Source organism: Arenimonas sp. (genome assembly GCF_041919775.1).
Lineage (GTDB): Bacteria > Pseudomonadota > Gammaproteobacteria > Xanthomonadales > Xanthomonadaceae > Arenimonas.
The window spans coordinates 141,600-156,255 of the sequence record NZ_JAYRTE010000001.1; the positions used below are offsets into that span (position 1 = coordinate 141,600).

General features: G+C 69.4%; 12 protein-coding genes and 1 pseudogene. 8 read left to right on the forward strand and 5 right to left on the reverse strand.

From position 1 onward, the window contains the following. The first annotated feature begins 61 nt into the window (after nucleotides 1–61). The 4 genes from ACE3TE_RS00660 to ACE3TE_RS00675 are packed head-to-tail and all read left to right on the forward strand — an operon-like array spanning nucleotide 62 to nucleotide 3,531. Nucleotides 62–1,171, forward strand: a complete 1,110-nt coding sequence (locus ACE3TE_RS00660) for an MlaE family ABC transporter permease (protein ID WP_374601251.1) — start codon at nucleotides 62–64, stop codon at nucleotides 1,169–1,171. Then, a complete protein-coding gene (locus ACE3TE_RS00665) occupies nucleotides 1,165–1,968 on the forward strand; it encodes an ABC transporter ATP-binding protein (protein ID WP_374601469.1) in 804 nt (267 codons plus the stop codon). Before ACE3TE_RS00660 ends, ACE3TE_RS00665 begins: the two co-directional genes overlap by 7 nt. A gap of 1 nt (nucleotide 1,969) precedes the next feature. Then, entirely contained in the window at nucleotides 1,970–2,893 is a 924-nt protein-coding gene (locus ACE3TE_RS00670) for an MlaD family protein (RefSeq protein WP_374601253.1), read from the forward strand. Beyond that, entirely contained in the window at nucleotides 2,890–3,531 is a 642-nt protein-coding gene (locus ACE3TE_RS00675; RefSeq protein WP_374601255.1) for an ABC-type transport auxiliary lipoprotein family protein, read from the forward strand. The genes ACE3TE_RS00670 and ACE3TE_RS00675 overlap by 4 nt, the downstream gene beginning before the upstream one ends. Here the strand turns inward: ACE3TE_RS00675 and ACE3TE_RS00680 are convergent. Together ACE3TE_RS00680 and ACE3TE_RS00685 are read right to left on the reverse strand one after the other, a co-directional pair. Further along, entirely contained in the window at nucleotides 3,497–4,009 is a 513-nt protein-coding gene (locus tag ACE3TE_RS00680; protein ID WP_374601257.1) for an alpha-ketoglutarate-dependent dioxygenase AlkB, read from the reverse strand. The genes ACE3TE_RS00675 and ACE3TE_RS00680 overlap by 35 nt on opposite strands. A gap of 132 nt (nucleotides 4,010–4,141) precedes the next feature. After that, nucleotides 4,142–5,488 (reverse strand): amidase, encoded by a 1,347-nt coding sequence (locus ACE3TE_RS00685; protein WP_374601259.1) that lies wholly within the window; start codon nucleotides 5,486–5,488, stop codon nucleotides 4,142–4,144. A 102-nt stretch (nucleotides 5,489–5,590) separates the two neighbouring features. Here ACE3TE_RS00685 and ACE3TE_RS00690 point away from each other — a divergent pair, with 102 nt between their 5' ends. From ACE3TE_RS00690 to ACE3TE_RS00700, 3 genes are read left to right on the forward strand one after another with little or no spacing between them, the layout of a single operon-like run. Further along, entirely contained in the window at nucleotides 5,591–7,198 is a 1,608-nt protein-coding gene (locus tag ACE3TE_RS00690) for an electron transfer flavoprotein-ubiquinone oxidoreductase (protein WP_374601261.1), read from the forward strand. Beyond that, on the forward strand, nucleotides 7,195–8,058 hold the full coding sequence (locus ACE3TE_RS00695) for a RimK family alpha-L-glutamate ligase (RefSeq protein WP_374601262.1): 864 nt from the start codon (nucleotides 7,195–7,197) through the stop codon (nucleotides 8,056–8,058). Before ACE3TE_RS00690 ends, ACE3TE_RS00695 begins: the two co-directional genes overlap by 4 nt. After that, complete coding sequence (locus tag ACE3TE_RS00700; RefSeq protein WP_374601264.1) at nucleotides 8,058–9,074, forward strand: glycosyltransferase family 2 protein; 1,017 nt, start codon at nucleotides 8,058–8,060, stop codon at nucleotides 9,072–9,074. Before ACE3TE_RS00695 ends, ACE3TE_RS00700 begins: the two co-directional genes overlap by 1 nt. A gap of 20 nt (nucleotides 9,075–9,094) precedes the next feature. On the opposite strand, the gene cysN is transcribed toward ACE3TE_RS00700, so the two are convergent. The 3 genes and pseudogenes from cysN to ACE3TE_RS00715 form a co-directional block, all read right to left on the reverse strand. Beyond that, nucleotides 9,095–11,041: a sulfate adenylyltransferase subunit CysN gene (gene cysN, locus ACE3TE_RS00705; protein WP_374601471.1), complete on the reverse strand. Its 1,947-nt coding sequence runs from the start codon at nucleotides 11,039–11,041 to the stop codon at nucleotides 9,095–9,097. 17 nt (nucleotides 11,042–11,058) lie between these two features. Then, nucleotides 11,059–11,982: pseudogene (gene cysD, locus ACE3TE_RS00710) on the reverse strand (sulfate adenylyltransferase subunit CysD); the annotation flags it as partial. A 35-nt stretch (nucleotides 11,983–12,017) separates the two neighbouring features. Beyond that, nucleotides 12,018–13,799, reverse strand: coding sequence for an SLC13 family permease (locus tag ACE3TE_RS00715; RefSeq protein WP_374601473.1), 1,782 nt, complete (start codon nucleotides 13,797–13,799; stop codon nucleotides 12,018–12,020). A 110-nt stretch (nucleotides 13,800–13,909) separates the two neighbouring features. On the opposite strand from ACE3TE_RS00715, the gene ACE3TE_RS00720 reads away from it, so the two are divergent. Continuing rightward, nucleotides 13,910–14,656 (forward strand): EtfB protein, encoded by a 747-nt coding sequence (locus tag ACE3TE_RS00720; protein WP_374601266.1) that lies wholly within the window; start codon nucleotides 13,910–13,912, stop codon nucleotides 14,654–14,656.

Below are 14,656 nucleotides of genomic sequence, written 5' to 3' on the forward strand. Positions count from 1 at the left end.
GCGCGGAAGCATGGCATGTTTCGGCTATCCTGAGACCCTCCCCGCGCCCCCGCACGAGTGAATGAGCCAGGCTCCCCGCATCGAAACCAGCGAACGCCACCCGGGCATCCTCATTGCCCGCGGCAACTGGACCCTCGCGCATGCCGGCGAGATGCTGGAGCTCATCGACCAGGCGCCCGCCTCGGCCGAGGACATCGACGGCCGCGACATCGGCCGGCTCGATTCGGCCGGCGCGATGATGCTTTCGCGCTACGCGGTGAAGGTCGGGCTGGGCCTGGCCACGGTCGAGGTCAAACCCCAGCACCAGTCGCTGACCGAAACCGTTCGCGCGATCTGCGAAAACCCGCCGCGGGTGAAGCGCAAGGACTACGGCGTCCAGGAAATGCTGGCGCGCATGGGTTATGCCGTCGAGGACTACACGCGCGAGGTGCTGGCGCTGGTGGGTTTCCTGGGCCTGACGCTCAAGACCGCGCTCGGCGTCATCCTGCGTCCGGCCCGCTTCCGGCTGACGCCCACCGTGCACCACATGGAACAGGTCGGCCTCGACGCCGTGCCGCTGGTGCTTCTTCTGAGTTTCATGGTCGGCGCGGTCATCGCCTTCCTGGGCGCGACCGTGCTGCGCGACTTCGGCGCCGAGATCTTCGTGGTCGAACTGGTCGGCATCGCCTTCCTGCGTGAGTTCGCCGTGCTGCTCACCGCCATCCTGCTGGCCGGCCGCACCGCCAGCGCCTTCACCGCGCAGATCGGCGCGATGCAGAGCGGCGAGGAAATCGACGCCATCCGCACCCTGGGCCTGGACCCGATCGAACTGCTGGTGCTGCCGCGCCTGACCGCCCTGCTGGTGATGCTGCCGCTGCTGACCTTCCTGGCCATGGTCGCGGGCATCGCCGGCGGCATGGCGGTCAGCGTGGCCAGCCTGGGCATGAGCCCGGACATGTTCCTGCAGCGCCTGCAGGACACCATGGAAATGCGCCACTTCTGGGTCGGCGTGGCCAAGGCCCCCATCTTCGCGATGGTGATCGCGCTGATCGGCTGCCTCGAGGGCTTCCAGGTGCAGGGCACGGCCGAATCGGTCGGCGAGCGCACCACCTCCTCGGTGGTGCAGACGATTTCGCTGGTGATCCTGCTCGATGCCTTCGCGGCCATGTTCTTCATGGAGATGAACTGGTGACCGACGAGACCATCGACCCGTCGGCCCCGGCCATCCGCGTGCGCGGCCTGCGCAACAGCTTTGGCGAACAGGTCGTGCACGACAACCTCGACCTGGACGTCGAACGCGGCGAGATCATCGGCGTGGTCGGCGGCTCGGGCACCGGCAAGTCGGTGCTGATGCGCGCCATCCTCGGCCTGCGCCCGCCCCAGGCCGGCGCCATCGAGGTGCTGGGCGTGGACGCGCTGTCCGACCGCGCCCGCGAATCGGGCCTGATCGAACGCAATACCGGCGTGCTCTACCAGAACGGCGCGCTGTTCTCGTCGCTGTCGGTCGCCGAAAACGTTTCGGTGCCGCTCAAGGAACACTATCCCGAGCTGCCCGAGGACATGATCCACGACCTGGCCATGCTCAAGATCCGCATGTCCGGACTGGGCGAGGACGCCGGCGCCAAACTGCCGTCCCAGCTTTCCGGCGGCATGCGCAAGCGCGCGGCGCTTGCGCGCGCGCTGGCGCTCGACCCGGCGCTGCTGTTCCTCGATGAACCCACCGCGGGCCTCGACCCGATCGGCGCCGCCGCCTTCGACGAACTGATCAAGACCCTGCAGCGCGCGCTGGGCCTGACCGTCTTCCTCATCACCCACGACCTCGACACCCTGTATGCCATCTGCGACCGCGTCGCCGTGCTGGCCGACAAGCGCGTCCTGGTCAATGCCCCGCTGGCCGAGGTCGAAAAATTCGACCACCCGTGGGTGCAGGAATATTTCCACGGCCCGCGCGGACGCGCCGCGCAGGCTGCCCTGGCCAAGGAGGCTTGAGATGGAAACCCGCGCCAACCATGTGCTCATCGGCGCCTTCACCCTCGGCGTTTGCGTGTTCGCGGTGCTGTTCGCGCTGTGGATGGCCAAGTACACGACCGAGAAGGCCTATGCCGAATACGACGTCGTCTTCCAGGAGGCGGTGACCGGCCTGAGCACCGGCAGCCAGGTGCTGTATTCGGGCATCAGCGTCGGCGAGGTCCGCGAGCTGTCGCTGATGAAGGACGACCCGCGCAAGGTCGTCGCCCGCGTCCGCCTGTCGGCCGAAACCCCGGTGCGCACCGACACCCGCGCCAAGCTCACGATGACCGGCCTGACCGGCGTCGCGGTGATTCAGCTCAGCGGCGGCAGCCCCGGCGCGCCGCGGCTGGAAGGCGGCAGGGGCAACGACGTGCCGGTGATCCAGACCGAGCCCTCGGCCCTGCAGAACATCGCCGCCACAGCCAACGAGATCGTCGAGCGCATCAACCGCCTGCTCAGCGACGCCAACGTCGAACGCATCACCCGCACCCTGGACCAGCTCGACCAGGTCACCGGCTCGATCGCCGGCGAACGCGAGGAAATCGCCGCGCTTATCCGCAACGCCCGCGCCGCGAGCGAAAAACTCGACGCCACGCTGGCCAATGCCAACCAGACCATCACCAACCTGGACCAGGGCCTGGTGCAGCAGCTGCCGCCGCTGGTCGAAAAACTCGATGCCACGCTCAGCCAGCTCGAATCGGCCAGCAAGAACGCCAACGGCATCCTCGCCGAGAACCGCGATTCCTGGGCCGAGTTCAGCCAGGACGGCCTGGGCCAGGTCGGCCCGACCATGCGCCAGCTGCGCGGACTGATCCGCGAAATCGACGACCTTGCCAACAAGCTCGAGAACAATCCGGCCGGCTACCTGCTGGGCCGCGAAGAACCCGAGGAGTTCGAACCATGATCCGTTTCCCGCGCTTTGCCCCGCTGGCCGCCCTGGTGTTGCTGGCGGGCTGCACCGCGATCGGCGGCCCCAAGCAGGAAGTCAGCATCTACGCGCCGGAAACCGGCATCCAGGCCGACCCGGCCTGGCCCTCCGTGGACTGGCAGCTGACCATCGGCGCCCCCGACACGCACGCCCTGCTCGACTCCCAGCGCATCGCCGTGCGGCCGACGCCCGACCGCCTGCAGACGTACAAGGGCGCGCGCTGGGCCGACACCGCGCCGGAGATGGTGCAGCTGGCGCTGGTGGAGGCCTTTGAGGATTCGGGCCGCATCCAGGCCGTAAGCCGCTGGGGCGCCGGCCGCGGCGATTTCGGCCTGTACAGCGACCTGCGCGCCTTCGAAACCATTTACGAGGGCGGTACGCCGAAGGTCGTGGTGGAAATCCAGGCCCGGCTGGTGAAACACCGCGGCAGCGGCGGCCTGGTCGCGGCGCGGCGCTTCCGCACCGAGGTCGCGCCCGCTGGCGCCGACATCGAACCGGTGGTCGCGGCCTTCGGCGAAGCGCTGGCAGGAATCAACGCCGACATCGTCGGCTGGGCGCTGGTCGAGGGCGAGCGTTCGCTCAGCGAGCCGGCGGAAGAATCCGCCGGAAAGTAAGGTTGATCCGCGGCGGCACCGGCCGCACCGTGCGCGGCAGCGCGTGCTTCCAGTCGGCCTGGGTGTCGCCTTTCATCAGCAGCAGGCTGCCGTGTTCGAGCGGCAGTTCGAGCTTGCGGGACGGATCGCGCCGGTGCTTGAACACGAAGCGCCGCGTGCCGCCCAGGCTCAGCGAGGCGATCACCGGCCGCGGGCCCAGTTCGGGCTCGTCGTCGCTGTGCCAGCCCATCGCATCCCGCCCGTCGCGGTAGAGGTTGGCCAGCACGCTGTTCATCGCCACGCCGGCGGCGGCATCGATGCGCGCGCGCAGGGCCTGCAGCGCCGCCGGCCACGGCCGCGGCTCGAAGCGCGCCCCCGAATACACGTAACCGGTGCCCGGATCGCCGATCCAGCAGCTGAGCCGCGGCGAATCCACCCAGCGCCCGAACATCCGGATCCGGTGCACCTCCCACGGCACGTCCGCCAGCAAGCCGGCCAACAATGCATCGGCCTCGCAGGCTGACAGCCAGGCGGGAAGTAACGCTATTTCGGGTGGATTTTTATTGGCCACGGATGAACACGGATGTCCGCTTTTATCCGTGTCCATCCGTGTTCATCCGTGGCAAAAAATCTACTCGCCAGTATCCGCGACGGACGCCAGCACGCCGCCGAGTTCCAGCAGGCGCAGGTCGCTGCCCGGTGCGCCGACCAGCTGCAGGCCCAGGCCCCCGGGCAGGGGCAGGCTGAGCGCCGGGCAGCCGGCCAGCGACGCCAGTGCGGTCAGGTCGGCGAGATGCGCCGGTTCGGCGGATCCCCAGGCCGGCGGCGCCGTCGAAACGGTCGGCAGCAGCAGCACGTCGAACTGTTCGAACAGGCGCCGCACCTTCACGATGTGGCCATCGAGACGGCGGTGCGCGCGCGCGGCGTCGGCCGCCGACTTGCGGTGTGCGAACTCCAGCAGGCCCTTGAGCCGCTCCGAGGCGCCGCCCAGGCGCGATTCGTGCGCGGCCAGGATCTCCGCCTCCATCAGCAGCAGCGCAGCGCGGCGGGTTTCGGCCACCTCGAGCGGCGCCACTTCCAGCGCCACCGGCAGGGCGCTGCCGAACACCGGCGCCACCCGCGCCATCAGCGCGCTGAAGTTTTCCACCACCGCGGCATCGGCGCCAATGGCCGAGAGATCGGTGACGACGCCGGCCTTGAGCTCGCCCGGCACCCAGTCCGGCGGCGCCAGCGGCACGCGGCGCTTGCGCGAGCGCGGGTCGCCGGCGTCGTAACCGGCCAGCACGGGCAGCATCAGGCCCACGTCCTGCACCGCACGCGCGAGCAGGCCGGGACAGTCGAGCCGGCGCAGCGCCGACGCCATGCCGCGGGCGCTGAGTTCGCCCAGGGTCGGCTTGTGCCCGACCAGGCCGCAAAAGGCCGCGGGGATGCGCGTCGCGCCCAGCGTGTCGACACCCAGGGCAACCACGGCATGGCCGGCGGCCAGCGCGGCGGCGGCACCGCCCGAAGCACCGCCGGCGGCGCGGTCGGGCAGGCGCGGATTGCGCACGTCGCCATGGTGCGGATTGCGCCCGACGGTGCCGAACGCGGCTTCGTCGAGATTGGTCTTGCCCAGGAACACCGCCCCGGCGCCGCGCAGGCGGCGCACGACCTGGGCGTCCTCGCTGGCCAGGCCCGGATGCCCGGGCAGGCCCAGGCCGGTGGGCATGCCGGCAATGTCGAAGGCGTCGGTGATCGCGACCGGCACGCCGTCCAGGCGGCCCAGGGGCTTGCCCTCGGCGCGGCGGTCGTCGCTGGCGCGGGCCGCCGCGATCGCCCCGGCGGAATCGACCCAGGTCCAGGCATTGAGATGGCCGTCGCGCGCGATCGCCGCCAGGCAGGCGCCGGTCAGCGCCTCGCTGGTGGTTTCGCCGCGGGCCAGGGCGTGCAGGACGCGGTAGAGCGGGGCCTGGCGCAGGTCGTCGGGGCTGGCGGTCATGCGCGCATGATTCCGTGGCTTGACTGGCCCCGCAGTGTCCTTGATTGCCCGCCCGTCGGCAAACCGGGACAATCCGGACATGAGCGTATGGAGGCAAGCCGGATGAGTGAGCGTGACGTGATGGAATACGACGTGGTGACCGTCGGTGCCGGTCCTGCCGGGCTGGCGTTCGCGATCCGGCTCAAGCAGCTCAAACCGGAGCTGTCGGTCTGCGTCATCGAAAAATCCTCGACCATCGGCGCCCACATCCTGTCCGGTGCGGTGATCGAACCCGGCCCGCTCGACGACCTGCTCCCGGGCTGGCGCGACAGTCCGCCGCCGGTCTGCGTGCCGGCCACGGACGACGAATTCTGGTACCTCACCAAAACCGGCGGAACCAAGTTCCCGGTCATCCCGCCGGGCATGTCCAACCACGGCAATTTCATCGTTTCGCTGGGCGCGATGTGCGCCTGGCTGGCGCCGCAGGCCGAGGCCCTGGGCGTCGAGATCTACCCGGGCTTCGCCGCCGCCGAGACCCTGTTCGACGAGACCGGCGCCGTCTGCGGCGTGCGCATCGGCGACATGGGCGTGGCGAAGGACGGTTCGCACAAGGCCGGCTACACCCAGGGCATCGACATCCGGGCGAAGGTGACGGTGATGGCCGAGGGCGCCCGCGGCCACCTGACCAAGCAGCTCATCCGCAAGTTCGGCCTGGACGCGGAATCGGACCCGCAGAATTATTCGATCGGCATCAAGGAGCTCTGGCAACTGCCGGCCGGACGCGTGCAGCCGGGCAAGATCTTCCACAGCTTCGGCTGGCCGGCCGACAGCAAGACGTATGGCGGCAGCTTCATCTACCACCTGGACAAGGACCGCATCGCCATCGGCTACGTCTCGGGCCTCGATTACCGAGACCCCGAATACAAGCCCTACGAGGCCTTCCAGCAGTTCAAGCACCATCCGAAGGTGAAGCCGCTGCTCGAAGGTGGCGAGATCCTCAGCGCCGGCGCCCGCGCCATCGTCACCGGCGGCTGGCAGTCGCTGCCGAAGGTGGAAATGCCCGGCGCGCTGCTGATCGGCGACACCGCCGGCCTGCTCAACGTGCCCAAGGTGAAGGGCACCCACCAGGCGATCCGCAGCGGCATGCTCGCGGCCGAGCACCTGGCCGGCCGGGAGGCTCCCGCTGCCGCCGGTTTCGACGCCAAGCTGCGCGCCTCGCCGGTGATGGCCGAACTGCGCAAGGTCCGCAACATCAAGCCGGGTTTCAAGAAGGGACTGTGGTTCGGCCTGGTCAATTCGGCCTGGGAAACCGCCACCGCCGGGCTCTCGCCCTGGACCTGGCGCTGCCACCCGGACTGGAGCGCGCTGCAAAAGCTCGACGAAGCCGAGAAGCCGCTGCGTGACTACGTCGACCGCACGCTGCCGCCGCGCGACCGCCTGGCCGGCGTCTATTTCGCCGCCACCGAACACGACGAGGACCAGCCCGTGCACCTGCACGTGGCCGACCCGAACATCTGCATCACCCGCTGCGCCGAGGAATACGGCAACCCCTGCCAGCGCTTCTGCCCGGCCGGTGTTTATGAAATCGTCGAGGACGACAAGGGCAAGCGCCTGCAGATCAACGCCGCCAACTGCGTGCACTGCAAGACCTGCGACATCAAGGACCCGTACCAGATCATCAACTGGGTGACGCCGGAAGGTGGCGCCGGTCCCAACTACCAGAACCTGTGAAACTTGCACTCGCGACAGCCATAGCCGCCCTGTCTCTGGACGAGGATCTCGCTCCCCTGCACCAGGCGTGCATCGACGCGGGCATCGATGCGCAGGTGCTGGCCTGGGACGACCCGACGGTCAGCTGGTCCCGCTTCGACGCGGTGCTGCTGCGTTCGACCTGGGACTACATGGACCGGCTGCCGGAGTTCCTGGCCTGGTGCGACCGCGTGCACGCGGTGTCGCGCCTGTGGAACCCGCCCGAGGTCGTGCGCTGGAACACCGACAAACGCTACCTCGCCGACCTGGCCGCGCGCGGGCTGCCGGTGATCGAAAGCCATTTCCTCGCACCCGGCGACGACCCGGCCTCGCTGCCCGACCTCGATGAGTTCGTGGTCAAACCGACGGTTGGCGCGGGCTCGCGCGACGCGCAGCGCTACCAGCGCGGCGACCGCGACGCCGCCGTCGCCCATGTGCGGCGCCTGCTCGACGCCGGCCGCCACGTCCTGGTGCAGCCTTACCTGCACGCCGTGGACGAACACGGCGAGACGGCCCTGCTGTTCTTCGACGGCCGCTTCAGCCACGCCATCCGCAAGGCGCCGTTGCTTCGGCGCGGCGAAGGCCCGACCCGGGCGCTGTTCAAGGAAGAACACATCCAGCCGCGCGAACCCTCGGATGCCGAACATGCGCTGGCCGCCGCGGTCCTGGCCAGCCTGCCGTTCGAGACCCTGGCCTACGCCCGCGTCGACCTGCTGCCTTCGCCCAGCGGCCCGCAGCTGCTGGAACTGGAACTCACCGAACCTTCGGTGTTCCTGCCCTACGGGGAAGGCAGCGGCGCACGCTTTGCGCGGGTGCTGGCGCGCCGGCTGGAAATGGCCTGATGGCCACGGCGCCGGCCGGGGGAATCGGCGTTGCCGTCGTGGTCCCGTGCTACCGCGTCACCCGCCACGTGCTGGAGGTGCTCGCCCGCATCGGCCCGGAAGTCGATCGCATCTACTGCGTGGACGACGCCTGCCCCGACGGCAGCGGCGACCATGTCGAGGCCGGCACCCGTGACCCGCGCGTGCGCGTGCTGCGGCATGCCAGCAACCAGGGCGTCGGCGGCGCCACCCTCACCGGCTACCGGCAGGCCATCGCCGACGGCGCACGAGTGATCGTCAAGCTCGACGGCGACGGCCAGATGGATCCGGCGCTGCTGCCGGCCTTCGTCGCGCCGATCCTTGCCGGCGAGGCTGACTACGCCAAGGGCAACCGTTTCTGGGACCTCGGCCAGGTACACGCGATGCCGCTGGCGCGGCGTGTCGGCAACCTCGGCCTGAGTTTCCTGGCCAAGGCCAGCACGGGGTACTGGGACATCTTCGACCCCACCAACGGCTACACCGCCGTGCACGCCGGGCTGGCGGCAAGGCTGCCGCTGGAGCGCATCAGCCGCCGCTACTTCTTCGAGTCCGACCTGCTGTTCCACCTAAACCTGCACCGGGCCTGCGTGGTGGACGTGCCGATGGCCGCGAGCTACGGCAGCGAAACCAGCCACCTCAATGCCGGCCGCGCCCTGCTGGAGTTCCCGCTGCGGCATGCCCGCAATGCGCTGCGGCGGATCTTCTACAACTATTTCTTCCGCGACATGTCGGTCGGTTCGATCGAACTCCTGGCGGCGCTGGGGCTGCTGGGGTTCGGCGCCGTCTTCGGCGGGCTGCACTGGTGGGACTCGGCGCGCTCCGGCGTCGCCACGCCCGTCGGCACCATCATGATCGCGACGGTGGCGGTGATCAGCGGCCTGCAGTTCCTGCTCGCCTTCGTCAGCTACGACGTCTCGTCGGTGCCGCGCAGGGCGGTGCATCGCGCCCTGGCCCGAACGGGCGGGAGGGACTTCGGTCCCGAAACGTTCCGGGACTGAAGTCCCTCCCACAAAAGAGGTCAGCCGAGCAGGCGGTCGATGATCCGTTTCGCCATCGCCTCGGCGGATTCCTGGCCACCGGCGAGGTGGATCTCGGGATTCTCAGGCGTTTCGTAGGGTGAATCGATGCCGGTGAAGTTCTTGATCCGGCCGGCGCGGGCCTTGGCATAGAGGCCCTTGACGTCGCGGCGTTCGGCTTCGGCCAGCGGCGTGTCGACGAACACTTCGATGAACTCGCCTTCCGGGAACATCTCGCGCGCCATGCGCCGCTCGGCGCGGAAGGGCGAGATGAAGCTCACCAGCACGATCAGGCCGGCGTCGGTCATCAGCCGCGCTACCTCGGCGACGCGACGGATGTTCTCGACGCGGTCCTCGTCGGTGAAACCCAGGTCCTTGTTCAGGCCGTGGCGCACGTTGTCGCCGTCGAGCAGGTAGGTGTGGAAGCCCTTGGCCAGCAGCTGCTTTTCCACCAGGTTGGCGACGGTGGACTTGCCCGCGCCCGACAGGCCGGTGAACCACAGGCAGCGCGGCGACTGCCCCTTGATGCCGGCGCGCGCCGCCTTGTCCACTTCCAGCGGCTGCCAGTGGATGTTGGCCGCGCGGCGCAGCGCGAAGTCCAGCGTGCCCGCGGCGACGGTGGCGTTGTTCTGGCGATCGATCAGGATGAAGCCGCCCAGCGCGCGGTTGTCGCGGTAGGCCTCGAACGCGATCGCCTGGTCCAGGCCGAGGTTGCAGTAGGCGACCTCGTTGAGTTCGAGTGACTTCGCGGCCAGCGGCGCCTGCGTGTTCACGTCGACCTTGTGCTTGATCTCGGTGACCTGGGCGCTGACCGTGCGGGCGCCGATCTTCAGCCAGTAAGGCCGGCCCGGCAGCAGCGGCGCGTCGCCCATCCACAGCAGGTGCGCCGCGAACTGGTCGGCGACCTGCGGTGCGCGTTCGGCGGCGGCGATCACGTCGCCGCGGCTGACGTCGACTTCGTCGGCCAGCACCAGCGTGACCGCCCGGCCGGCAATCGCGCGCGGCAGGTCGCCGTCGGCGGTGACGATGCGCGCCACGGTCGAACGCCGGCCCGAGGGCAGCACCACCACCGCGTCACCCGGCTTCACTTCACCGGCTGCGATGGAACCGGCAAACCCGCGGAAATCCTGGTTCGGCCGGCACACCCACTGCACCGGCAGGCGGAAGCCGACGTCGCTGCCGTCGCGAAGCGCGTCGACGGTTTCCAGGTGCTCGAGCAGGCTGGGGCCGGTGTACCAGGGCATCGCCGCCGACGGGCCGGTCATGTTGTCGCCCTGCAGTGCCGACAGCGGGATGGCCTGCACCTGCGGGATGTCGAGCTGCTTCGCCAGTTCGGCATAACCGGCGACGATCTCGTCGAACACCGCCTGGTCGTAGTCCACCAGGTCCATCTTGTTCACCGCCAGCAGCACGTGGCGGATGCCCAGCAGGGACACGATGTAGCTGTGCCGGCGGGTCTGGGTCAGCAGACCCTTGCGCGCGTCCACCAGCACCACCGCCAGGTCGGCCGTGGAGGCGCCGGTGGCCATGTTGCGCGTGTACTGCTCGTGGCCCGGGCAGTCGGCGACGATGAACTTGCGCCGCTCGGTGTCGAAGAAGCGGTAGGCGACGTCGATGGTGATGCCCTGCTCGCGCTCGGCCGACAGGCCGTCCACCAGCAGCGCGAAGTCGATGGCTTCGCCCTGGGTGCCGTGGCGGCGGCTGTCGGCCTCCAGCGCGGCCACCTGGTCGTCGAACAGGCGCTTGGTGTCGTGCAGCAGCCGGCCGATCAGCGTCGACTTGCCGTCGTCGACGCTGCCGCAGGTGATGAAGCGCAGCAGGCCCTTGGTTTCGTGCTGGCGCAGATACTCTGCAACCAGCGAGGCTTTTGTAGGAGCGCCTTCAGGCGCGAAGCCTTTGCCTTCGGCAAAGGAAAGATTCGCGCCTGAAGGCGCTCCTACAGGTGCCATGGGCTTTTCCGCGGCCATCAGAAGTAGCCCTCCTGCTTCTTCTTCTCCATCGACGCCGACGGGTCCTGGTCGATCACCCGGCCCTGGCGTTCGGACGTGGTGGCCACCAGCATCTCGGCGATGATCGCCTCGAGCGTATCGGCCTGCGATTCGATCGCGCCCGTGAGCGGGTAACAGCCCAGCGTGCGGAAGCGCACCCTGCGCAGCTGCGGCGCCTCACCGTCGCGCAGGGGCAGGCGATCGTCGTCGACCATGATCAGGGCGCCGTCGCGTTCGACCACCGGCCGATCGGCCGCGAAGTACAGCGAGGGCACCGGGATCTTCTCGCGGTAGATGTAGAGCCAGACGTCGAGTTCGGTCCAATTCGAGATCGGGAACACCCGCACGCTCTCGCCCTTGTGGATGCGGGCGTTGTACAGGTCCCACAGCTCGGGGCGCTGGGTCTTGGGGTCCCAGCGGTGCTGGGCGTTGCGGAAGGAGAACACGCGCTCCTTGGCCCGCGACTTCTCCTCGTCGCGGCGGGCGCCGCCGATGGCGGCATCGAAGGCCCACTGGTCCAGCGCCTGCTTGAGCGCCTGGGTCTTCATCACGTCGGTGTGCACCGTCGCGCCGTGCGTGACCGGGCTGACGCCCTGGGCCAGGCCCTCGGGATTGGTGTGCGTATGCAGCTGCACGCCGGTTTCGGCGGCGCGGCGGTCGCGGAAGGCGATCATCTCGCGGAACTTCCAGCCCGTGTCCACGTGCAGCAGCGGGATCGGCGGACGCGCCGGCGCAAACGCCTTCACCAGCAGGTGTAGCAGCACCGAGCTGTCCTTGCCCACCGAATACAGCATCACCGGGTTGCGGAACTCGGCCGCGACCTCGCGCAGGATGTGGATGGACTCGGCCTCGAGGCGGTCGAGGTGGGACAGGCGGTCGCTGACGGTCATTTCAGGGCTTTGGGCGGCAACAGGGAGAGTATAGGCAGGCCTGCCGGCTAGAACGGGAAGAACCGCGGTATCAGCCACAGCGCCACCAGCCCGACCAGCAGCGACAGCGGCCCGCCCAGGCGCACGTAGTCGCCGAAACGGTAACCGCCGGGGCCGTAGACCATCAGGTTGGTCTGGTAGCCGATGGGCGTCATGAAGCCCGCCGAGGCGCCGATCATCAGCGCGATCACGAAGGGCGTCGGGCTCACGCCCAGCTGCCCGGCGACGCCCATCGCGATCGGGAAGACCAGGATCGCCGCCGCGTTGTTGGTCAGCAGTTCGGTGAACACCACCGCCATCACGTACACCAGCACCAGGCTGGCGAAGGGGTCGGCGCCGGCCAGCCCGCCCAGGCCGGAGGCCACGACGCCGGCGACGCCAGTGCGGTCGACCGCCGCGCCCAGCGCGAACGAGCAGGCGATCACCAGCAGCAGGCGCAGGTCCAGGCTGCGCCAGAGTTCCTTGAGGTTCACGCAGCGCGCCAGCACCACCGCCACCGCCGCACCCACCGCCGACCACAGGATCGGCAGCCCCAGCACCGAATTGGCCAGCACCATCGCGCCCAGGATGCCCAGGGTGGTCACCGCCCGGCGCCGGTCCACCGGACGTTCGCCGTCGAGCAGGGTGACCATCAGGAAATCCGAGGCCGTGCCGAAACGCGCCGTGAAATCGGGCTCGGTCTCCACCAGCAGCGTATCGCCGGCCTGCAGCACCACGTCGCCGGGCTTCTGGTGCAGGCGCTGGCCGTGGCGGTTGACTGCGATCACCACCGCACCGTAACGGTCGCGGAAGGCCGATTCGCGCAGCGTATGGCCCACTGCCGGCGAGAACCGCGACAGCACCAGCTCGGCCAGGTGGCGCTTGCCGCTGACCGTGTCGAGCTTGAACCACTGGTCGGTCGCCGGGCGCAGGCCGGGGATGCGCCGCAGTTCGCGCACCGCGTCGGTGCCGCCGACGAACACCAGCCGGTCGCCGGAACGCAGCACGGTATCCGGGCTGACTGCCGACAGCAGGTCACGTTCGCGCGAGAGTTCGATCAGGAAGCTGCCCTTGAGGTGGCGCAGGCCGGCCGTCGCCACCGTCTTGCCGGCCAGGCCGCCGCCTTCGGTGACCAGCATCTCCACCGCGTATTCCTTCGCGTCCTGGGCCGCCTGGTCGAAAGCCGAGCGCCGCAGCGGCAGCAGCCAGCGGCTGGCGATCGCCAGGTACAGCAGGCCCGCCAGCAGCACCGGGAAGGCCACCGGGAAAGGGTCGAACATGCCCATCGCCGGCAGCCCGTGCGCGACCACCAGGCCGGCCACGATCAGGTTGGTGCTGGTGCCCAGCAGCGTGCACATGCCGCCCAGGATGGTGGCGTAATTCATCGGCAGCAGCAGCTTGGACGGCGCCACGCCGCTGGCCCGGCTCCAGTTCTCGACCGCCGAGGTCAGGGTGGCCACGATCGGCGTGTTGTTCACGAAGGCGCTGAGCACGCCGGCCAGCCCCGACAGCCGCAGCCGCGCCCGCAGCTCGCCGCGCGGCGGCCCCAGCACGCCCCGGCCGATCCAGTGGATGGCGCCGGTGCTGCGCAGCGCCGCCACCAGCACGAACAGCACCGCCACCGTCAGCACGCCCGGGTTCCAGAAGCCCGCCAGCGCCTGGACCGGCGTCAGCACGCCGGTGAGCATCAGCAGGCCCGCGGCGCCGGCCAGCACCTTGTCCGGGCCCAGCCGGCCCCACCACAGCAGGCCCAGCGTGGCCAGGACCACGCCGATCGTCAGCCATGCCTGCCAGCCCAAGCCCGCCACCATACGGTCCACCGCTCCCGTGCACACCCCCGGCACCAGCGGCCAAGGTAGAATTGCTGATTCTACTTGCGGGCGCTCCCCACGGGCGCCCACCGGAACGGAGCGCAACGTTTATGAAGATTCTGGTCGGTTACAAGCGGGTGGTGGACTACAACGTCCGCATCCAGGTCAAGCCCGACGGTTCGGGCGTGGTCACGGACGGCGTCAAGCTCTCTGCCAACCCCTTCGACGACATCGCCCTGGAAGAGGCCCTGCGCCTGCGCGACAAGGGCGTGGCCACCGAAGTGGTCGTGGTCACGATCGGCCCGGCCGACTGCCAGGCGCACCTGCGCAACGGCCTGGCCATGGGCGCCAACCGCGCCATCCACGTGGTCAGCGACCAGCCGGTGCAGCCGCTCACCGCCGCCCGCGCCCTTCTCAAGCTGGTGGAAAAGGAGCAGCCGCAGATCGTGCTGCTGGGCAAGCAGGCCATCGACGACGACGCCAACCAGACCGGCCAGATGCTGGCCACGCTGTGGGGCCGCCCGCAGGCGACCTTCGCCGGCAAGGTCGACGCCACCGACAGCACCGCCGTCGTGATGCGCGAGGTCGATGCCGGCCTGGAAACCCTGGAAGTGCAGCTGCCGGCGGTGATCACCACCGACCTGCGCCTGAACGAGCCGCGCTTCATCAAGCTGCCCGACATCATGAAGGCCAAGTCCAAGCCGATGGAAACCATCAACTTCGCCGACCTCGGCGTCGAGGACGGCAACCACCTCAAGACCACCACCTACGCGCCGCCGCCCAAGCGCAGCAAGGGCGTGATGGTGAAGGACGTCGCCGAGCTGGTCTCGGCCCTCAAGGCCAAGGGCCTGGCCTAA